We start from the raw sequence: 20,372 nt of genomic DNA on the forward strand, positions 1-20,372 counted from the left end.
GACAGATTTATCAGTTTCCCGCAGTTTCAAAACCTCTAGGATTGCAGCATTTGCCCAGTTATATGCGTGTCGTGCAGTACCAGAAGCTTTACGGAAAGCTGACACCTGTTTGTTGTTTAGTATCAGTGCTGTTTGAAAACTGAGTAACATTGTTCGACCTCCAATGTTTTCTTAATTTTGATATTGTTATATACCCATAAGACCTACATCACCTTTCATAATGCGAAAGTCTAACGGTTTTTACTGACACGCCTAGGTCTTTAGCAGTGTCGCCAATCGAAATAGTTATTTGATTGTTGTCCATAATAAAGTTACCTCGCTGTATGCACTCTATTATGTGGACATAATGGTAACAATGTCTATCTCTGGGTATAATTTAAGTTGCAGTTTAGTCCCCTAATCCAAGTCAGTCAAATTATCTGGCTCCCCATTGGGGTTTTCTATCGGGTTATATGGTACGTATTCAGTTGGTATTGCATCATCATCAAGGGGGCTGGGTGAACTTGAGTCTGGAGACGTCCGGCGCTTTCTGGGTCGGGAAGGGACATCCTGGTCGCGAGTTTCCCGACGTGGTGGTCTATTAGTGTTACGGCTCGAAGATTTTCTCCCTTCAGTACCTGAAGTATCCCAATCATCAACTTCCCTATCAGCACTCCAATTTTCTGCTCCAAAACTCTCACGACTGCGACTCCCAGGACGGACAGAACTAGGACGACCCTTTCTGTCTGGGGTTTCTGGTCTTTCCCTACCACTGCGGCGTTCTGGGCGGCGAGGTGGTTGATCCTCATAGTATTCATCACGGGGGGAACGAGTATCCCTGCTACCCCGAATACGAGGGCGCACAGGTGGTTCTTCGTCTTCATAGGGAAGGGGTTCTAAGTCTTCTTCTACCTCAGCCTCATATCCCCTGCGATCGTAGGAATAGCTTCTGCTTACTTCTCGCTCCTCATCCACAATAGGAGTGTTCCGCTTAGCTTGTTGAGTAGCTATACCTCGCAAACGAATACTTTCAACCGCAAAAAATACAGTTGATCCGACTAAAAGCAGCTGATTAAATTGTAAAATTGGGTCTAACCGCCACCCTTGGAAAATGAGAATAAACCCGCAGAGTAAGCCCACTGCTGCAAAAAAAATATCTTGATCTCGTGACAGTTCTGGACGCACAGTGCGGAGAAAATACAGTGCTGCCCCAGACACAGCCAGGAAAATTCCTAGAATACTGGCTGAGTTCGTCCCAAAATTGACCTGAGCCAGAACGCTGGCTGAGTTCAGCCCAAAATTTACCATTGTTCTTTTCCAAATATCAAATCTATGTTAGCGAGTCACAATTAAAATCACTACTCTAATCAGGCACAATATCAACAATATATTGAAGCTTCAAAGCCTCTGGGAAAGAAGCTCTGAAGCTGTTTATCGCCAGCTAGTCAAAGTATAGCTTGTCCTCAGTGGGGGGACTGTTTGCTGTTGGTGCAATTGGGTAAGCTACATCATGTTTAACTCGCATAATTCAGGCAGGCAAGATGCCTAGCTGAGAAAATATGCAAATTAGTTGACACTCTGATGGTCTAAAGACACTGAGATCCTGCTGACAGAGTAACTTTAGGTCGAACCCCACAGTCTTACTCTCCCTACGGTCGTCAAACACCGTCTACCCAGTCGGCTAAAGTCTAAGCCTAACTTACTGGCTACTTTTACCCAGAAAAGACCACGGTGGTTTTAACCACCAAGTGTCTTTCCTCTCAGGGCTAAAGTCGCTGTTTTTCCAGCTGACCGCGATATTTTTATGAGAGTCAAAGCGACTCTCCCAGGAATTATGAACGCTGGATTTTATCTTTTTGGCTAATGAAAATCAGCCCAACTGTAGCAGGGAGTACTACAATCACACCACCCCAAAACAGACTCCAAAGAAAATTTGCTAATGAAGGCGTCATAGTTCTAAACCTTTTTTTTACACACTTGATCATAATTCTAATATGGTGTCTCACTAAAAAAGTGCAACATCCTGACTGGTGAGTGAAAAAAAGTATCCTTCCTGGAATTCGTTAAAATTGAACCAAGAACATTCAAACATTCCTGCCTTGCTGGCTTTCGCCTAAATTCTTTCTTAGTTCACAGATAGTAGCTCAAACCAATGACTGGTGTTAACCTGACTGTTTGGATTCTCAGCCCTTTATTGGGACTGATGACATTTCTGTTTATTTTCCGGATAATTCTCACTTGGTATCCACAAGTGGACTTGAATCGTTTGCCCTTTAACCTGATAGCTTGGCCTACTGAGCCCTTTTTAGTGCCATTGCGAAAGCTAGTGCAGCCCATAGGAGGGGTAGATATTACCCCTATTCTTTGGGTAGGAATTCTCAGCCTCATTAGGGAAATTCTGCTCGGTCAGCAAGGATTGCTCACCATGATGACTCGCTTGAATTAAGTAATAGGAGTGGGAGTAGGAAGAGGGTAAAAGATTTTAGCACCAGACTAACTGCTTTACCCCCTCCCCCAACCTCTTTTATTTTCCCAAGACCTAAAGGTTCATCTCCTGGACAAAATTGGTGTAGACATTACCTTGCAAGAATCGGGGGTTTTCCATAATCTTTTGATGAAATCCAATAGTAGTGGGAAGTCCCGTAATGGCACACTCTCGCAATGCGCGTTTCATGCGGTTAATTGCAGTAGCTCGGTCTGGACCCCAAACAATTAATTTACCAATCAGAGAATCATAATAGGGGGGGATTTGGTAGTCGGTGTAAACATGGGAATCAATACGGACACCGGGTCCACCAGGGGGAAGATACCCGCTAATACGTCCGGGAGCCGGGCGAAAGTCATGCTCTGGGTCTTCGGCGTTAATGCGGCATTCAATAGCATGACCTCTTAAGATTACTTGGTCTTGGGTAATTCTTAGTCGTTCCCCTTGGGCAATGCGGATTTGTTCAGCAACTAAGTCTACTCCCGTCACCATTTCTGTCACAGGATGCTCAACTTGAATCCGGGTGTTCATTTCCATAAAGTAGAACTTACCAGACCTATCTAGAAGAAATTCAACTGTACCAGCCCCAGTAAAGTTGATAAACTGAGCTGCTCTGACAGCAGCTTGTCCCATTTTTTCTCGTAGTTCTGGGTCAAGTCCGGGACTGGGAGCCTCTTCGAGTAACTTTTGATTGCGGCGCTGAATTGAGCAGTCCCGTTCACCCAAATGGATAACGTTACCGTAATTATCTGCCAAAATTTGGAATTCAATGTGCCGCGGACGTTCAATAAATTTTTCTATATAAACGCCAGAATTACCAAAGGCCGCTCCGGCTTCCCCTTGGGCTGCTAAGAAAAGTTTGACAAATTCACTTTCAGAACGCACTAAACGCATTCCTCTACCGCCCCCACCAGCAGTAGCTTTAATCATGACCGGATAATCCATATCCTTGGCAATTAGCAATCCTTCTTGTTCGGATTCTACTAAGCCATCACTACCTGGTACAGTTGGTACCAAAGCTTTTTGCATGGTTTCTTTAGCTGTGGATTTATCCCCCATGAGCCTTATGGCTTCAGGATTCGGTCCAATAAAGGCAATATGATGGTCAGCACAAATTTCTGCAAATCTGGCATTTTCTGCTAAAAATCCATAACCAGGGTGAATGGCGCTGGCATTACGTGTTAGGGCAGCAGAAATAATGTTGGGAATATTCAAATAACTTTTACTACTAGCAGGTTCGCCAATGCAAACCGCTTCGTCGGCAAGTTGAACGTGGAGAGCATTCTGGTCAACTGTGGAGTGAACCGCAACCGTGGCGATTCCCATTTCTTCACAGGCGCGGAGAATGCGAAGGGCAATTTCCCCCCGATTGGCAATTAATATTTTGTCAAACTTCATAGAAATACATGGTATGCGGGAAACTCAGTCACGAAGCGTGCTGAGAGGGAAGCGACGCAAGCGGTTGGAACCGTCATGATAATTCATCCTGTTGAGCGTCAAATCAACCGGACTTTAGATTTACTAAACTGTCCTAACTGTTTCCAATCCTGATTAGATACAGAAACTTGTTTTTCATTGTCCCCACTCACCCAACCAGTTTCGATGTTAGTACCAGTAGATGGTTGTTGTCTCCTCTCGGATTGGCCACAATACTGTCGCTGGATTTCAAATGATGACAGGATTGATTGTAGGAACTTTTGAGCAACCTTTGAGTTTTGAGATAGACAAAAATAGCCAATCTTTTTCTACTCTCTCAATATTGATGGCTTGTCTTTCTATTTCCATAGTGCGGTAACGAGGATGATTCTGACAGCTTGGCTTACTACTACTAGCATCTGCCAGTTTGGATTCTCCTAGGCTTTTGTGAGGGCAGTTGGCACCTCACTCATCAATCCACTAGATTTGTCGGTCATATATCCTCCTTCCCAGGATTTGTGTCTACTTCCACTGAATTTTTGGGTGACTTTTACTAAATTTAACTATTTTCTCACTATCTTTATTTTTTTTGTGCTATAGTTTATTTCTGTACAAACAGCGCGGATGTGGCGGAATTGGTATACGCGCACGCTTGAGGTGCGTGTGGCTTTGCCTTGCGAGTTCGAGTCTCGCCATCCGCATTTTTTATTTGGTAGAAGATTGTCTCTCTAGTTTTCAACTCACTGTTGCAAGCATAATTTTTGTGCTTTTATAGAAGTAGGTGAACTTTTGTAAAGAACATTGACTGCAATTTTTACAGGGAAAAACAATTCAACATTGCCAACAGCATGGCATCCCCTCACTCCAATTTGGCAAGGTGGGGAAGAGGTGATCCAAAAAAGTTTGCCACACTCACAGTTAGCACCAGCGTGGCAATTGTTACTTTTAGGTGACGGATCGCCTACAAGACATTTACAATTACTGACGGGAGAACCGACAGAAGTGGATGTGATTGATATGTCTTTGATTGGCATGAACCCAGATGAAGCGCCGGAATTAATTAAAGCTGTGCCGGGTCCACGACTGCGGCGACAGGTATGGTTACGTACTGCATCGGGTCAACGATTGGGTTATGCTACCTCATGGTGGGAAGCTAGTCATGTAGATGAATTTTTGCAAAATCGTTCACTACCTATCTGGGCGAGTCTAGCTCGTATTCGTACAGAGTTATACCGTGATATACAGGGAATTTACTATGGTAATTCAGCAGCACTAGAGTCAGGTTTTGGGGTATCTGGTCCTTTTTGGGGTCGTCATTACTTGTTTTGGCATCATGGACGACCCCTGACTTTAATATATGAAGTTTTTTCGCCTTGTTTAACCAAGTATTTGGGCAGTTCAACACTGATTTACCCAAATGGACAAGAGCCAGGAAGTTAGTATTATTGGATACAAAATAAATATAATTTGTGTGACTACGGTGCATCTGAGGATACTGATAGCTTGCAGCTTTTTCAAGTTAGCTATACTTTCAAAGTGCTAGGAGGATGACTGATTTCCCTTCTAGGAAACATCCCAAAAAACTTGTCTACTCAATTTAGCAAAGGATGAGGTATAGGTTTCGATGACGCTGCCTATTGTATCTGTGATTAAAAAGAATACTAAGAAACCATCTCCGCTGCTGACACTATTGGCTGCTGGATTCTTAATTGGTGTGGGAAGTGCAGCATACTGGTTTTTAAGCCAGAGGCAAACATCTTCTAGAGACTTGCCAGTGGGTGTAAATATTATCCCTCAAGATGCCCTGTTTACGGTTTCTCTAACCACAGATCCCAAACAATGGCAACAATTACAGGAGTTGGGAACAAAAGAAACCCAAGCAGAAATCACTAAAAATTTAGTGCAGTTGCGCGATCGCTTTTTCAGTGAGAATGGTTATGAGTTCCAGAAAGACATCGCCCCTTGGGTAGGCGATCAAGTCACCCTAGCAATTCTCTCGCCCCCAACAATTCAACCAGGGATCAAACCTTTAAACAAGCATGGCGATGGTGCTATAGCCCAACAATCCATGGTGATGGTATTACCGGTCAAAAACCTAGAAGCAGCCAACAGCATCTTGGCAGAACCCAAAACCCTGAAACAAGGTAAATGGACTGAGCATACTTATCAAGGAATTACCATTAGACAAACTGATAGTCAATCAGGGGAAAAGCTTTCAGCCGCATTAGTAGATCAAAGGTTTCTAGTCATCACTGATGATCCGCAAGCCACAGAACGAGCCATTGATACATATCAAGGTAAAGCATCCCTAGCAACAGTAGAGGGTTTTGGGGATAATTTGCGGAAAATTTCTCATCATCGCCCCTTTGCTCAGTTTTATCTGAATGTACCAATAGCCGCCAGACTAGCTGCTGTTGCTCCCAACCGTCCTTTACCTGCTCAAGTTTTAACTCAACTGCAAAATAACCAAGGTTTAGCCGGGTCTCTCACTTTGGAACCTGAAGGAATAAGGATCAGGGGTATTTCGTGGCGAAATTCTCAGAGTCAGCGTGTGCTAAAAGTGGAAAAGACCGCCGAAACCATGCAAAACCGGTTACCTGCGGACACATTAATGATGCTGTCTCACAGAAACTTACAAAGTTTGTGGGCAGACTACGTTTTAATATCACAAAAAAACCCTCTTTCGCCGATATCACCGGAACAATTGCGAGGTGGTGTTAAGTCCCTTACCGGATTAGATTTAGATAAAGATTTTCTCAGTTGGATGCAAGGTGAGTTTTCTGTTTCGGTGATTCCCAATAGCTCAAATGAAGATTATTCTCAAGATTTCCGAGCTGGCTTGTTACTCATGGTACAAGCAAGAGATGCCTCAAACGGGAAAAGCCTGCGTAAGTCAGCTGAAGCATCTTTGAAAAAGCTGGATGAGGTGATGCAAAACCAATATCAGTTCCAGATTCAACCGAGTACAGTTGCAGGTAAACCGGTTATTAACTGGATTACACCCTTTAATACTTTAACTGCCACCCATGGTTGGTTAGATGACGATATTGCTTTTTTGGTAGTGGGGGCTCCCATCACAGATAAAATTATTCCTAAACCTGATCAAACACTAGCTAGTAGTGCGACATTTCAAGAAACGGTTCCTGTAGAACTCCATCCCAATGGAAGATTTTTCTTGGATATTGAAAGGAGTGTACAAAACTTCACATTAAACACTGTATTTCCTCAGCAACAAACTTTTCTAGATGCCACACAATCAATTGGCGTAACATCTGCTGTCAGCGATGATCACAGTATGCGCTATGAAATTTTTATAATACTGAAAAAAGGTGAGACAAAAGGTACCGGCTAGGTAGTCTAAAGGGTGATTTGCTGGCAGTATGGGTAGCAAGGGTTTAATGCACCAAGGGGGACTAAAAAGCATGTCCAATGAGTCTCCTAAGCCGATAGGATCAGAACAGTCAGAATCATTATTTTAAGGAATCAACTGGGGAGAACACTTTATGAATCTGGTTGAACTCCAGAACTGGTTGGACAATGCCAGTTTTGCTGTATTATTTCTCACAATGCTGGTGTATTGGGGAGGTGCTGCCTTTCCCAATCTGCCCGCACTTGCTACTTTGGGGACTGGGGGTATGGCGATCGCCAATTTGTGTATAGCCACCCTACTAGGGGCGCGATGGATAGAAGCGGGGTATTTTCCCCTCAGTAATTTGTATGAATCGCTATTTTTCTTGGTGTGGGGTATTACCGCAGTGCATCTGTTTGCGGAGAACACTAGTCACAGCCGCTTAGTAGGAGTTGTTACCGCCCCGGTGGCAATGGGGATTACTGCTTTTGCTGCTCTCACCTTACCATCAGAAATGCAATCAGCAGAACCTTTAGTACCTGCTCTCAAGTCCAACTGGCTGATGATGCACGTCAGTGTGATGATGTTGAGTTATGCCGCTTTGATGGTAGGATCACTACTAGCGATCGCCTTTCTCATAGTGACTCGCGGTGAAAATATTCAACTACAAGGCAGTTCTGTAGGTAATGGGGGTTATCGCAGTAAGGGCTACCGCTTGCATAAAGCAGGGGAGCTAACTTCCCAACCAGGAACACCGCCGATAGAAAGTAATGGCTTTGCTCCCTTTGAAAATAACAACAATGGCAACGGTCATACGGCGGTTTTAAATTTAGTCACGGTTACTGAGTCTGCTAGGGTAGTAACTGCTGGGGAACTACTATCACCACAGCGCCTGAGCCTGGCTGAAACCTTAGACAATATGAGCTATCGCGTCATTGGACTAGGATTTCCTCTGATTACCATTGGTATTATTGCCGGTGCGGTGTGGGCTAACGAAGCTTGGGGTTCCTACTGGAGTTGGGATCCCAAAGAAACCTGGGCGTTAATTACCTGGTTAGTTTTTGCGGCTTATCTCCACGCCCGCATTACTCGCGGTTGGCAAGGTCGGCGCCCGGCCATTTTAGCCGCCAGTGGTTTTGTGGTAGTCTGGATTTGCTATTTGGGTGTGAATCTTTTAGGTAAAGGTTTGCATTCTTACGGTTGGTTTTTTTAATTATCCCCTAACCCCTCCCGCTCAGGCTATCCATTACCCACATCTTTCTTAACATTGCTGGAAGGCAAACACAATAAAGGTTGTAGAGATGTGCATAGTGGGGAGGATTGACAAAAAAGAATAAGTATGGACATTGAGAAAACCCAACAGGTGATTGAGTTTTTGAATACAGGGGCGAGGGGCTACCCCTCCGCCATAGGCGATCGCTAAATGTCAAGATGAGATGGGGAATCGGAGTGAAGTAATTGCCAAGTAGCAGCAATATCGTGTAAGCGTCGTAGCCCACGCCAAATGGTTTTCACACCCGGTTCACCATCACCTTTGCGACCCAAAAAACCACCAAGAGTGGCAATCATTCGCACAGCATCATGCAAAGAAGGTGGCTGGTCTGGACGTCTTTTAGCAATACCTAAATTCTCTTGTTCTCTTGCCCATATTTGCTGCTCAATAATTCCTAACGGTACTCCATTACTTGTGGCTGCAAGTGTTGAATGTACTTTTAATCCTGATGATTTTCTGTGGTCAAGATAACCTACTCCTTTTGTGGCTGGGTGCGATGTTAAATCTATGTTTGTTGTATCTTGTATTGCCAATACTATCTCATGTTTTTTGATTCTTTCTATGGTGCTGGATGTGTGGGCAGCACGAATATCACTTGCTTGAAAATGTGGTGATTTCCAAAAATTATATGCCGCCTTTGTTGCTGCTATATTTCCACAAGCAAGTGGTACACTACTATCTGGTTGTGCTGCAAAATCTTCTACTATCCTGATTAACCGCTTGTTTCGACGTGCATCCCCTAAGTTTACCTGTGCCAATTCTTTCGCTGCCCACTTTTCCATGATGCCATTACCTACTCTCCTCTTTCAAAACTATAGCCATCAAGCCTTTCACTGTGATGTTAAGTCTTTTGTTTAATTGTTAAGAAAAATGTGGGTAATGCATAGCGCTCAGGGAGGAGGTAAAACAGAAGATCAAATGGTATGGACTGCCCTACACGCAAAAATACATCGTACGATTCGCTCGCGCCACTTATTTGAGCGTCATCAGAGGCTATTAGTAGCGGTTTCTGGTGGGCAAGATTCTCTGTGTTTAATCAAGTTACTCTCAGATTTACAACCCAAGGGTGAATGGGATTTAGGGATCGCCCACTGTGATCATCGCTGGCGTAGCGATTCTGAAGCTAATGCCCATCATGTGGAAAAATTAGCTAGAACTTGGGGTATATGCTTTTATTTAGCAACAGCTAGGGAACCTTTAAATAGTGAAGCGGCGGCTCGTAATTGGCGGTATCAAGCTTTAACTGCCATTGCCCAAGGAAATAGTTACCAGTATATTGTTACAGGACATACCGCCAGCGATCGCGCTGAAACTCTGCTTTACAACTTAATGCGCGGCACAGGTGCTGATGGGTTACAAGCACTTACTTGGCAAAGACCACTCACAGCAGATGTTTTACTCATCCGCCCGCTTTTAGAAATTACTCGCCAACAAACAGAAAAATTTTGTCAAGACTTTCATCTCCCAGTGTGGGAAGATATCACTAATCAAGATGTCAAATACGCCCGCAACCGCATTCGCCAAGAATTAATCCCATATTTACAAGCAAATTTCAACCCCAAAGTAGAATTCGCCTTAGCCCAAACAGCAGAACTATTACAAGGCGAAGTGGAATACTTAGAGCAAGCAGCTGACAAGTTAAGGGAAGAAGCCATAGCGGGGACAGATGCGCACCGCACCAGTAATGAAGGAAATTGGACTGAGTTAAGGTTGAATCGGCGGGTATTACAGAAAGCACCATTAGCGCTGCAACGTCGCGTCATGAGACAAATATTACAAAATATTCTCAGTGAGCCTCCGAGTTTTGAACACATTGAAAAATTAACAGCGTTAATTATAGCACCAAACCGTTCACAAACCGATCCATTTCCTGGGGGTGCCATCGCCCAAGTCCAAGGGGATTGGATTTGCCTCGCTCTCTATAATAGACGAGATGAGTAGCGTCTCCACTGAACTTATTTACTCTCTGGGCCCTAAAGCTAGGTAGGATGAAATTGGGTAAAACGCCGGGTAGTTTCACCAAACATCCTAGTGGTAATCCTAGAATCCAACTAAATCAGCAAAAACCAATCAGCACTCAGAACTTTTATTATGCTGCGGGAACAACAGCCAGTTTTAGGTTACTTCATAGAAGAAGCTAGAGACAATGTGAATACAATTGAGCAGGGGTTACTGGATATCCAAAATACCTTGAATAACCCTGAAATGGTCAACGAAATTTCCCAGGCGGCTCATTGGCTCACAGCAAGGGCGGGTATGCTAGGGCTAATTAGCATTGAACACACATCCCACCGTCTAGAAGATTGTTTTAAAGTTCTTCAAGAACATCCGGTTCAGGTTGACGAAAAGTTAACATCTTTATTTCTCAATGTATGTAATACCTTAAAGGTACTATTAGAAGATTTATGTGGCAGTTCCCAGGCTCTATCAGAAGAGACGCTTAATACTCGGGTATCAGAAAGTGCTGCGGAATTTCAAGGGCTGTATGAGCATCTGGAATTGCTTCTCAAACAAAACAGTACTAGACTGGCAAAGGAAAACACTCGAACAGAAGTAGAAATAACCTCGGAAGATATTGTCAGCCGACTGACTGAGGTGATAGCGTGGGTGGATATTCCTCATGTGCAAGAAGAATACAGCCAAACTACATCCACACAATCACCTCCGTCTGTAGGATTTTCAGAAGAATATTCGATCTTAGGCACGGTAGCCAAGGACTATGGGGATGAATTTCACCCGCAGGTGTTACAAACAGTGCGGGAAATGTTGCAACTGTTTAAGAAAAACAAAACACCCGAATCTCGGCTACATCTCCAGCAATGTTGTCAGCAGTTGGTGGAAATTGGCCGGAGGCAAAATTTTCCTCATTGGTGTAGATTATGTCAAGCAGCGGCAAATGCGATCGCTAACCCTGACAATACCTATCTCACCCTAGCAAAAATTGTCGTTACCGAAATTAAACAAGCCCAAGAACTAGTTCTCCAAGGTAGAGAAACGGAGATTGCAACTAGTGAGCAATTAGTAGCCCTGTTGAACTTGGAACAAATGCAGTTACTACAGTCTGAGGACTTTCACCAGCTTGTATACGTAGAAGAACCCACAGCAGAGGATAAATTATCCTCCAATACAGATGATTGTGCTAATAATCCTGGTATTATAAACCTTACAGACATCATAACCAGCTTAACTGAACTCTCGGATAACTGTCAAAAGGACACAGAAAATAGTGCTTCTACCCCGGTGTTATTGGCGGATGCTCAAGAAAACACAGATATCAGTGATATTGACCAGAATTATCAGGTAGGGTTAGCCGGGTTGAATATTCCCGCTGATTTAGTTCCAGATAAAACCTGTCCACAAGACAAAATTTTAGAGATTAGCACTCTGAGTCAAATAGATTTTAGGGACAGTGGTTTAGCTGATTTTGTATCTTTTGTTAATATCCTCTCCTACTAACCCTTAGGGGTGTAGCGGCAAATTACGAAGAGCATATCTGAGAACTTTCGTTTTATGTTTTATATAAATTTACCATTTTTTTTAAGTTTTGATTGCTTATGTCTTACCCAATCAGCAACAAAAGTGATCAAGTTGATAACTACCATGGGACTTTAGTTACAGATCCTTACCGTTGGTTAGAAGAACCAGACTCAGCAGAAACCCGCAGATGGATTGCGGCTGAAAATCAAGTTACTTTTAATTACTTAAGAGAAATTCCTGCTAGGGAGAAAATTAAACAACGCCTGACTAAACTTTGGGATTATGAAAAATATGGTACCCCATGTAAAAAAGGTAATAACTACTTTTATGTCAGAAACGATGGACTGCAAAATCAAAGCGTCCTCTACACCCTCAAAAGCCTTGATGCTGAACCTAGAGTTTTACTCGACCCTAACAAACTCTCAAACGATGGTACTATTGCTCTTTCAAGATTAGCCATTAGTGAGAATGGTCAACTGGTAGCTTATGGTATATCTATATCTGGTTCAGATTGGCAAGAGTGGAAAGTTTGTGATGTGGAAACAGGCGAAACCCTCCCAGATCATCTGAAGTGGATTAAATTTTCTGGTGCTTCCTGGACAAAGGATAACCAAGGTTTTTTCTACTGTTGTTACGATGAACAAAATGCAAAAACTAAATTAGAAGATGTGAATTATTATGAAAAGCTTTATTATCATCAACTAGGTACTACCCAATCTGAAGATGTTTTAATTTATGATCGTGACGACCAAAAGGAATGGGGTTTTAGTGCTGAAGTAACTGAAGATGGCAATTATTTAATTATTTATGTTTGGCTGGGAACTGATGTGAGAAATTTAGTTTTCTACAAGGATTTAACTAACACCCATGCCGAAGTTGTAGAACTAATTAACCAGTTTGAAGCTAATTATAGTTTTATTGAAAATGATGAGAGCGTCTTTTATTTTCGTACAGATTTCAAGGCTCCACGGGGCAGATTAATTGCTATTGATACCCAAAAGCCTGCTCAAGAAACTTGGCAAGAAATTATCCCTGAATCTGCCGCAACTTTGGAAAGTGCGAAAATTATCAATAATCAATTTGTTGTTCACTACCTCCAAGATGCACGTACCCAAATTAAAATTTTTGATCTGAATGGCACATTAGTGCGTGAGGTAGAATTACCAGGAGTTGGTTCAGCAGGTGGTTTTAGTGGCAAGCGCAATGATACTGAAACTTTTTATAGTTTTACCAGCTTCACTGTACCAGAAACTATTTATCGCTACAACATGGTGACGGGTAAAAGTGAGGTTTTCCGTCAGCCACAAATAGATTTTCATCCAGAGGATTATGAAACCAAACAAGTATTTTACAGTAGTAGGGATGGTACTACTGTACCAATGTTTATTACTCATAAAAAAGACATTAAATTAGATGGTAATAATCCCACTTACCTCTACGCTTACGGCGGTTTTAATGTCTCAATGAATCCTGATTTTTCTGTGAGCATATTGGTATGGATGGAGATGGGTGGTATTTATGCTCTGCCAAATATACGCGGTGGTGGGGAGTATGGCGACGAATGGCACCAGGCGGGAATGAAGGCGAAAAAGCAAAATACCTTTGATGATTTTATTGCTGCGGCGGAGTGGTTGATTGATAACAGTTATACACACAGTGGGAAATTAGCGATCGCCGGTGCTAGTAATGGCGGTTTGCTGGTGGGTGCTTGTATGACTCAGCGTCCTGAGTTGTTTGGTGCAGCTTTACCAGCGGTGGCGGTGATGGATATGTTGCGATTTCATAAATTTACCATTGGCTGGGCTTGGACTACCGAATATGGTTCACCAGATAACCCAGAGGAGTTTCAAACACTATATAGTTATTCGCCACTGCATAACCTCAAACCAGGGACGGCTTACCCTGCAACTTTAATTACCACAGCAGACCATGATGACCGCGTTGTTCCCGCCCACAGTTTCAAATTCGCAGCAACCTTGCAAGCTAGTCAAGCTAGTGATGCTCCAGTGTTAATTAGAATTGAGACCAAAACCGGACATGGGGCGGGTAAACCAACACAAAAGATTATTGAAGAAGCAGCAGATAACTGGGCGTTTTTGGTGCGGACTTTGGAAGTAATTATTTAATTCGTCATATTTTCTGCGGAAACGCTACGCGAACGTAATTCCTAATTAAGAATATAGCATTTCCCATGCTCGTGAGGTACAAAATGTTTTAGTTTTAGTTTTAGGGAATAGGGAACAGGGAATAGGGAGCAAATTGGTGTGTACTTGATTAGCCTAAAAAAGGCTTTATACGCATAAATTTGGCGAAAATTTTGATGAAAGATTAAATTTTATCTGTAGCGCCTAACATCTGTAACAGTTTGTCTACATTATCTATATCCCCAACAATGCGGCGAATTGGTTGCGGCCAAACCTTAACCAGAGTGGGAGTTGCAGAAACTTGATCAATTTCCGCCTGTTCTGGATTGGTTAAAACATCAATCACTTTCATCGTGTAAGGATACCCCAGCGATCGCTCCAAAAGTGCGTGGAGATTCTGAAGAATGCGTTGTGTGTTTAAACTATGTCCAGCCACAAACAGCCGCAAAACATAACATTCTGCTTGTAACTGTAACTTTTGTGTAAGGTTCATAGGTATATCAGACTGTACTTGAGCTTGGGAGGAGTCCAAATTGACTATTAAATCATGGTCTTCCCAAAGTTGGGGAAAGGTGGAGCGATAAGTTGCTAAGACCATATGATCGCACAATCCCTCTTGCCAAGGTGCTGTTTGCCAAACTAAATCCGTGCAAAAAATAGCATTTAGTAGAGCCTGATGTCGGATAACAGATGGATAGGCTTCAGCAAACGTTCTGACGTGGTGAGTATGTGGATCTAACCAGTGGTCAATAGTTGCAGTATAGCAAGGCACTAAAAAATGTGGCGGTTCTGGTAAGTCTAAGATTTCCTGCAAAGCCGCACATAAATGTAAATGCCATCGCCCCTGCTTGTTAGGGTCGATGCAGTAAATTAAATCGCCTCCTGGTGTAAAAAGGGCAATACCTTTAAACAATTGCGGTTTCGATAGTTTATCAGTGATCAATTCAGTTACAGGGTTGAGGGAGAACAAAACTCAGAAGATTGTTTTTACCCTGTATTCTACCTAAACTTGTCCCCAGAGAAACTATGTGACTTGAGCACATGATGTTTTAAAAGCAATAAACCGTAGTCCTTTTGTATATTTTTCTGATTTTTGGGATCATATATAGCTGCTGCACAAAACACCGTATAATTTATCAATTTTTAAGTTATTTTAAATACTCAATAATCTTTAGCTAAATCTACGTTGGATTTGCTGGTGGGGTTTGCAGCCTGCAACACTGAGGAGCTTTTCAGTCTTTTATGAGAATTATGAGAATTAGTAGTAACCTTGATAAGAAATGTTAAGTAAGACTGAATTTAAAACTGGGAAACAAACTGGCATAGCCAAGTCATATTCTGAAGTATTCCCGAAGATAGATGCCATAAACTAGGTGGCAAATTACGAGCGAAATTGACCATACACTCATCTTTATCAAAAATCAAATGTAAAGTTTAGTAAAAAAATGCTCATTTTATGAAAAGCATTCTATATACTTAAACTTCAATTGAACAATTCAGTTAAGTCGTTAAAAACGAGATATGACTGAAATGAAAACCTTGCTGTATATTTTTGGGAGGAAAAGTCATGGTTTCGGCTAAAGGCTCTAATCTAGGAAAGACCTACTCCTTGATGATCAAAAGTTTTTTGATTTGGACGTTCACATTGGCAGTATGCTTGTTGGTTGTCGGTTTTCCATTAGTCTTTTTAATGGCTACGGTCGGATGCTTATTGTCAATTGTCTTGCAATCTGTAATGCCTGTTAGTGCGGTTTTGCTGGTATCAGGCGGTTTAATTATGTTGAATGTCCTGGGAGTAATGATCGCTGCTGGCGTGTTGACTTTTAAAGGTGTACACCCCAATCAAGTCAAGTGGTTGAGCTGGTTACATGGAGAAGGGGAGCAAATACAGACCTCTTCTGTATACGCGGCTTGTCCTTTAACGTGTGAAATTGAGGTATAGTTCCTTCTGATCAATTCGACAAACAGAGCATCTGCCCGGTTAAGCCGGGTTTTTTCATGTTTAATTTCTCTATCTTGAATATAGCGGATGATTTTAATAGGATTGCTATAGTTTGTAGTGATCAGGCAATGATATATTCTTCAAAAATGACTATTAAAAGGAAAGTTGGCATTATTTTAGGTACACGTCCAGAAGCGATTAAACTGGCTCCTGTCATTCAAGTATTTCAAAATTCGCCAAAATTTGACTTACAGGTAATTTTAACTGGACAGCATCGCGAGATGGTAGAGCAAGTGATGCATTTATTCAACCTGAAAGCTGATGATGATTTAGAAATTATGCAGCCTCAGCAAACCTTAAATGATATTACTTGTCGAAGCTTAGAGGGATTAGAAAGATTATTTCACAAAAGTCAGCCGGAATTAGTCATAGTTCAGGGAGACACTACCACAGCTTTTGCCGCAGCTTTGGCAGCATTTTATCAAAAAATCCCCGTTGGTCATGTAGAAGCTGGTTTAAGAACTGACGACTTATGGAATCCATATCCGGAAGAAGCGAATCGGCGGCTGATTTCTCAAATCACCCAGTTACACTTTGCGCCCACTCCTTGGGCTGCGGATAACTTACAACGTTCTGGGGTTTTGGGAACAATTCACATCACAGGTAACACTGTCATTGATGCACTATTAAATGTAGCTGCAACTCAACCCACCTGTAATGTACCGGGTTTAGATTGGAATTCCTATCGCATCTTGCTAGCAACAGTTCATCGGCGGGAAAACTGGGGAGAACCATTACAAGCGATCGCGCAAGCATTTTTACAGATATTAGATAAGTTTCCTGATACAGCCTTGGTGTTACCATTGCACCGGAACCCCACAGTGCGAGAACCATTACAAGCACTATTAGGGAATCATCCCCGTATCTTTTTAATTGAACCTTTAGATTATGCCGAACTAGTGGGGGCAATTGGGCGATCGCATTTCTTGTTAACTGACTCTGGTGGTTTGCAAGAAGAAGCCCCAAGCCTGGGAAAACCAGTATTGGTTCTCCGAGAGACTACAGAAAGGCCAGAGGCTGTAACTGCTGGTACAGCCAAACTTGTAGGAACCACAGCGCAGAAAATTGTTCAAGCAGCCGCAGACTTACTAAGTAACCCCAACGTCTATGACGCAATGGCAAACGCCATCAATCCTTATGGAGACGGTCATGCAGCGGAACGCATCTTAGAAATTGTGCAAAATTATTTTGAATTAACTTCCCAATAAAGCCCTGCGAGTTTGAGAACCGACCATACCATCAACAGGTAAGTTATTCCGAGACTGAAATTGCCGGACCGCGCGAGCAGTTACGGGGCCATAATATCCCGTGGGTTGAACACCTAAAGCTCTTTGAACTTCTCTCACAGATGCGCCTCGAGATCCTAATCTCAGATTAACTCCTCTGCCCTGAGAACTTCTGTAAGTATTCCCAAATAAAACCATGCGAGTTTGGGAACCAACAATACCGTCAACAGGTAAGTTATTCCGAGCCTGAAATTGTCGGACTGCGCGAGTAGTGACAGGTCCATAATATCCCGTAGGTTGCACACCTAAAGCTCGTTGAACTTCTCTCACAGATGAACTACGAGATCCAAACCTCAGATTAACTGAGCTACCAACACCACGACTAGTAATATGAGTCTTACGACGACGATAATTTGGTGTTCTGCTAATCCATCTCGCAGAAACAAATCTATTGCGAGACAGCTTAGAAAAACCATTGATAATTTGCCCATCCCTGATTTCCGTACCATTGGGAAGACAGTCCACAATTCGAGAGTTGACGCTAGGTTGTTCACGGACACTCAGACAACTGCCGTTAGTACTGACGTATGATCTTGCAGATGTATGAGCGTGGCTGACTGTACCAAAAAATATACTAAGCCCAGCTAAAAATAACCAAGCAGAAGATTTAAGAAAATTTAGCCCGTATAATTGCTTCTCGGAGAAATTATATTCTCTAGCTGTAACCACTCCAGAAGGCATGAAGAGTTTTTTCCACTCAAACTGAAAATTAGGAACATTATCCTCATTTGCTTCTTCGTTGGCCATAAACATATGTGAATAAGCCATGTAGTCCATAATTGCTCCTTTGTGCAATCAATTGAGAATTTGTCCAGAATTTTTGAAGCTGGGGATTTAATTTTTCTGTAATTTCAATTACATTCAGAATTGCGATTCTGGGGAGTCAAAAGGATTAAACCCTGCCCTGAAGGTCCAATGCGTTACCCACATATTTCTTGAGGTTCTCGAAAGGATTTCGAGAATTTGAAAATTACAATACTGTTGACAAAACCTAACTGATTCTTGTCGATAACAACCTCATTTTATTGAGCATGAACAACTGAGGATTAAGGGTTAGGGTAGTGGTGAGCCATCGCTGTGAGAAATATTGAGAAAAATCCGGGTAATGGATAGCTTGAGGCTAGGGACTCAATACAACAAATATCAGTATGAATTTGCCCGCCATTGCTCTATACTTCCACACTTTGAAAATTGCCTAAGTAACGAACAGTACTATTTGGTGGTATGGTCCATGTTTTTATTGCCCTGAGCTACTATGGTAAATAACTAAAAAAAACTCATGATCAGGACGCTCAGGTTAATTCCGAGGGTCTGGGTCATGAGTTAAGAAAATTATTTGATGATGGAATCAGGATTTAGTATGACTCCATCTGTAGCTATTCCTGTTCCTCTGGTAAGCCGAAAATTGATTTATATAAGTTTACATACTGCTTGGCGGATTCATGCCAACTGAAGTTCTGGCTCATACCACGTTTTTGCAATTCCTGCCATTGAGGTTGGAAACGGAAGCCTTCCCAAGCTCGGATCATACAGGTGAACAGATCTAATGGTTCATAGCGGTCAAAACAATAACCAGTACCGGCTGCGTTCATGGGGTCATGGTGCAATACGGTGTCCACTAATCCACCTGTACGGCGCACAATAGGGGGACAACCATAACGCAAAGACATCATTTGACTGATACCGCAGGGTTCAAATCGGCTAGGCATTAAGAAAGTATCAGCACCAGCATAAATCCGACGAGACAGGGCATCATTATATAGCAGATAAGTTGCCATCCTTCCAGGATAGCGGGATGCTAACTGCCACATTTGGGTTTCGTAGTAGCGATCGCCTGTTCCCAACAGCACGAATTGGGCATCAGTATAAGCCATGAAACGGTCTAGGATTTGCAAGACCAAATCAATACCTTTTTGCTCTACTAACCGTGTTACCATCCCAATTAAAAAGGCTTTGCTGTTAACTTCTAAACCTACTTCTTCTTGGAGAGCAATTTTGTTAGCCTTGCGTTTATCCAGGGTATCGATAGTAAATTTTTCGCTGATGGCTTTATCCGTGGCGGGATCGTAAAGCTCAAGGTCTATACCATTGATAATCCCCGATAACTTACCACTGATAAAAGATAGCAAACCTTCTAGGGTTTCGCCGTAAGCAGGAGTTTTGATTTGTTCAGCATAAGTGGGAGAAACTGTATTTACCCGGTCAGCGTACTGTACCGCTGCTGCCATGGTATTATGTCCCTGCATATACCAAGGACACCAAGTAATTTTTTCTAAATACCATCTCCACGGCCCTTGATAGGCGAGGTTGTGAATAGTAAACACAGTGCTGATATCCGGGTCTTGGTGCATCCACACCGGAATCATGCCCGTATGCCAATCGTGACAGTGGATAATTTGTGGTTTCCAGTAGTTCCAGCAAAATTCAGCTGCGCCATTGGCAAAAAAAGTAAACCGCCAGTCCTCATCATCACCACTATAAATCCGGCGGGGTAAAAATACAGGATGTCCGAATAAGTACAAGGGAACGTCAGTACCAGGTAAAACACTTTCGTAAACTTCAAAGTCCTGGAACATGGCATATCCCTTCCAAATTGGTGCTTCAGGAACCTGCATTTTGTCTGGGAGGAAGCCATAATAAGGCAAGAATATGCGGACATCATGCCCCATTTGTCTCAATATTTTGGGTAATGCACCCACCACATCCCCCATTCCTCCCACTTTGGCCACGGGAGCTGCTTCTGCTGCAACAAATAGAATCCGCATGGTAGTTTTTATTTCCCCGGTTATGCTTATCTGTTTTGAGTTATCAAGTTTTGCACTGCTATATAAAACCTAGACAAAGCTAGACTTTACTTTCTACTTCAACAGGAGCATGGGAGCGGTTATCCCTCAGTAGACTTGCACGCCTTAGCCAGACGCGATATTTCTCTTAAGATTTACAAGAAAGACTACCGCTATC

General features: G+C 42.6%; 16 protein-coding genes, 1 tRNA gene and 3 pseudogenes. 10 read left to right on the forward strand and 10 right to left on the reverse strand.

Going from position 1 to position 20,372, the window contains the following annotated elements; all coding sequences use genetic code 11:
• The 4 genes and pseudogenes from PN447_RS14845 to psbX all read right to left on the reverse strand — a co-directional run.
• The coding region (locus PN447_RS14845; protein WP_271763819.1) for a helix-turn-helix domain-containing protein at positions 1-150 on the reverse strand (150 nt) is incomplete at its 3' end.
• A gap of 79 nt (positions 151-229) precedes the next feature.
• Positions 230-304, reverse strand: a pseudogene (locus tag PN447_RS18745) (IS607 family transposase); the annotation flags it as partial.
• A 92-nt stretch (positions 305-396) separates the two neighbouring features.
• Positions 397-1,287 carry a Ycf66 family protein gene (locus PN447_RS14850; protein ID WP_271763806.1) on the reverse strand — a complete coding sequence of 297 codons (891 nt, stop codon included), beginning with the start codon at positions 1,285-1,287 and terminating at the stop codon, positions 397-399.
• Positions 1,288-1,811: 524 nt separating this feature from the next.
• Positions 1,812-1,931, reverse strand: coding sequence for a photosystem II reaction center X protein (gene psbX / locus PN447_RS14855; RefSeq protein ID WP_200987310.1), 120 nt, complete (start codon positions 1,929-1,931; stop codon positions 1,812-1,814).
• Between the two features lie 200 nt (positions 1,932-2,131).
• Here psbX and PN447_RS14860 point away from each other — a divergent pair, with 200 nt between their 5' ends.
• A complete protein-coding gene (locus PN447_RS14860) occupies positions 2,132-2,425 on the forward strand; it encodes a YggT family protein (protein WP_271730866.1) in 294 nt (97 codons plus the stop codon).
• Between the two features lie 93 nt (positions 2,426-2,518).
• On the opposite strand, the gene accC is transcribed toward PN447_RS14860, so the two are convergent.
• Positions 2,519-3,862 (reverse strand): acetyl-CoA carboxylase biotin carboxylase subunit, encoded by a 1,344-nt coding sequence (gene accC, locus PN447_RS14865; protein ID WP_271763808.1) that lies wholly within the window; start codon positions 3,860-3,862, stop codon positions 2,519-2,521.
• 638 nt (positions 3,863-4,500) lie between these two features.
• Here accC and PN447_RS14870 point away from each other — a divergent pair.
• The 4 genes from PN447_RS14870 to ccsB all read left to right on the forward strand — a co-directional run bounded on the left by PN447_RS14870 (position 4,501) and on the right by ccsB (position 8,442).
• A tRNA-Leu gene (locus tag PN447_RS14870) sits at positions 4,501-4,581 on the forward strand.
• A gap of 100 nt (positions 4,582-4,681) precedes the next feature.
• Entirely contained in the window at positions 4,682-5,320 is a 639-nt protein-coding gene (locus tag PN447_RS14875) for a chorismate lyase (protein WP_271763809.1), read from the forward strand.
• A 184-nt stretch (positions 5,321-5,504) separates the two neighbouring features.
• Positions 5,505-7,232 (forward strand): DUF3352 domain-containing protein, encoded by a 1,728-nt coding sequence (locus tag PN447_RS14880; RefSeq protein WP_271763810.1) that lies wholly within the window; start codon positions 5,505-5,507, stop codon positions 7,230-7,232.
• 151 nt (positions 7,233-7,383) lie between these two features.
• Positions 7,384-8,442: a c-type cytochrome biogenesis protein CcsB gene (ccsB, locus tag PN447_RS14885; protein ID WP_271763811.1), complete on the forward strand. Its 1,059-nt coding sequence runs from the start codon at positions 7,384-7,386 to the stop codon at positions 8,440-8,442.
• A gap of 206 nt (positions 8,443-8,648) precedes the next feature.
• Here ccsB and PN447_RS14890 read toward each other — a convergent pair.
• Both PN447_RS14890 and PN447_RS18750 read right to left on the reverse strand, forming a co-directional pair.
• A pseudogene (locus tag PN447_RS14890) lies at positions 8,649-8,843 on the reverse strand (IS4 family transposase); the annotation flags it as partial.
• Between the two features lie 279 nt (positions 8,844-9,122).
• A pseudogene (locus PN447_RS18750) lies at positions 9,123-9,284 on the reverse strand (IS4/Tn5 family transposase DNA-binding protein); the annotation flags it as partial.
• Positions 9,285-9,420: 136 nt separating this feature from the next.
• On the opposite strand from PN447_RS18750, the gene tilS reads away from it, so the two are divergent.
• From tilS to PN447_RS14910, 3 genes are all read left to right on the forward strand, one after another.
• Positions 9,421-10,443, forward strand: a complete 1,023-nt coding sequence (tilS, locus tag PN447_RS14900) for a tRNA lysidine(34) synthetase TilS (protein ID WP_271763821.1) — start codon at positions 9,421-9,423, stop codon at positions 10,441-10,443.
• A 150-nt stretch (positions 10,444-10,593) separates the two neighbouring features.
• The gene (locus tag PN447_RS14905) at positions 10,594-11,958 is read left to right on the forward strand and encodes an Hpt domain-containing protein (RefSeq protein WP_271763812.1); all 1,365 of its coding nucleotides are present in this window, start codon (positions 10,594-10,596) and stop codon (positions 11,956-11,958) included.
• Positions 11,959-12,056: 98 nt separating this feature from the next.
• Positions 12,057-14,105 carry a prolyl oligopeptidase family serine peptidase gene (locus PN447_RS14910; RefSeq protein ID WP_271763813.1) on the forward strand — a complete coding sequence of 683 codons (2,049 nt, stop codon included), beginning with the start codon at positions 12,057-12,059 and terminating at the stop codon, positions 14,103-14,105.
• Between the two features lie 202 nt (positions 14,106-14,307).
• On the opposite strand, the gene PN447_RS14915 is transcribed toward PN447_RS14910, so the two are convergent.
• The gene (locus PN447_RS14915) at positions 14,308-15,066 is read right to left on the reverse strand and encodes a circadian clock KaiB family protein (protein WP_271763814.1); all 759 of its coding nucleotides are present in this window, start codon (positions 15,064-15,066) and stop codon (positions 14,308-14,310) included.
• Between the two features lie 624 nt (positions 15,067-15,690).
• Here PN447_RS14915 and PN447_RS14920 point away from each other — a divergent pair.
• Both PN447_RS14920 and wecB read left to right on the forward strand, forming a co-directional pair.
• A complete protein-coding gene (locus PN447_RS14920) occupies positions 15,691-16,065 on the forward strand; it encodes a hypothetical protein (protein WP_271763815.1) in 375 nt (124 codons plus the stop codon).
• A 146-nt stretch (positions 16,066-16,211) separates the two neighbouring features.
• On the forward strand, positions 16,212-17,333 hold the full coding sequence (gene wecB / locus PN447_RS14925) for a non-hydrolyzing UDP-N-acetylglucosamine 2-epimerase (RefSeq protein WP_271763816.1): 1,122 nt from the start codon (positions 16,212-16,214) through the stop codon (positions 17,331-17,333).
• Here wecB and PN447_RS14930 read toward each other — a convergent pair.
• Positions 17,319-18,179, reverse strand: coding sequence for a peptidoglycan-binding domain-containing protein (locus PN447_RS14930; protein ID WP_271763817.1), 861 nt, complete (start codon positions 18,177-18,179; stop codon positions 17,319-17,321). The two genes, wecB and PN447_RS14930, sit on opposite strands and share 15 nt — an antisense overlap.
• Positions 18,180-18,787: 608 nt before the next feature.
• Complete coding sequence (gene glgA / locus PN447_RS14935; protein ID WP_271763818.1) at positions 18,788-20,176, reverse strand: glycogen synthase GlgA; 1,389 nt, start codon at positions 20,174-20,176, stop codon at positions 18,788-18,790.
• Between the last annotated feature and the right edge of the window lie 196 nt (positions 20,177-20,372).

Origin of the sequence: Anabaena sp. CS-542/02, from assembly GCF_028331085.1 — a bacterium.
GTDB lineage: Bacteria > Cyanobacteriota > Cyanobacteriia > Cyanobacteriales > Nostocaceae > Anabaenopsis > Anabaenopsis arnoldii.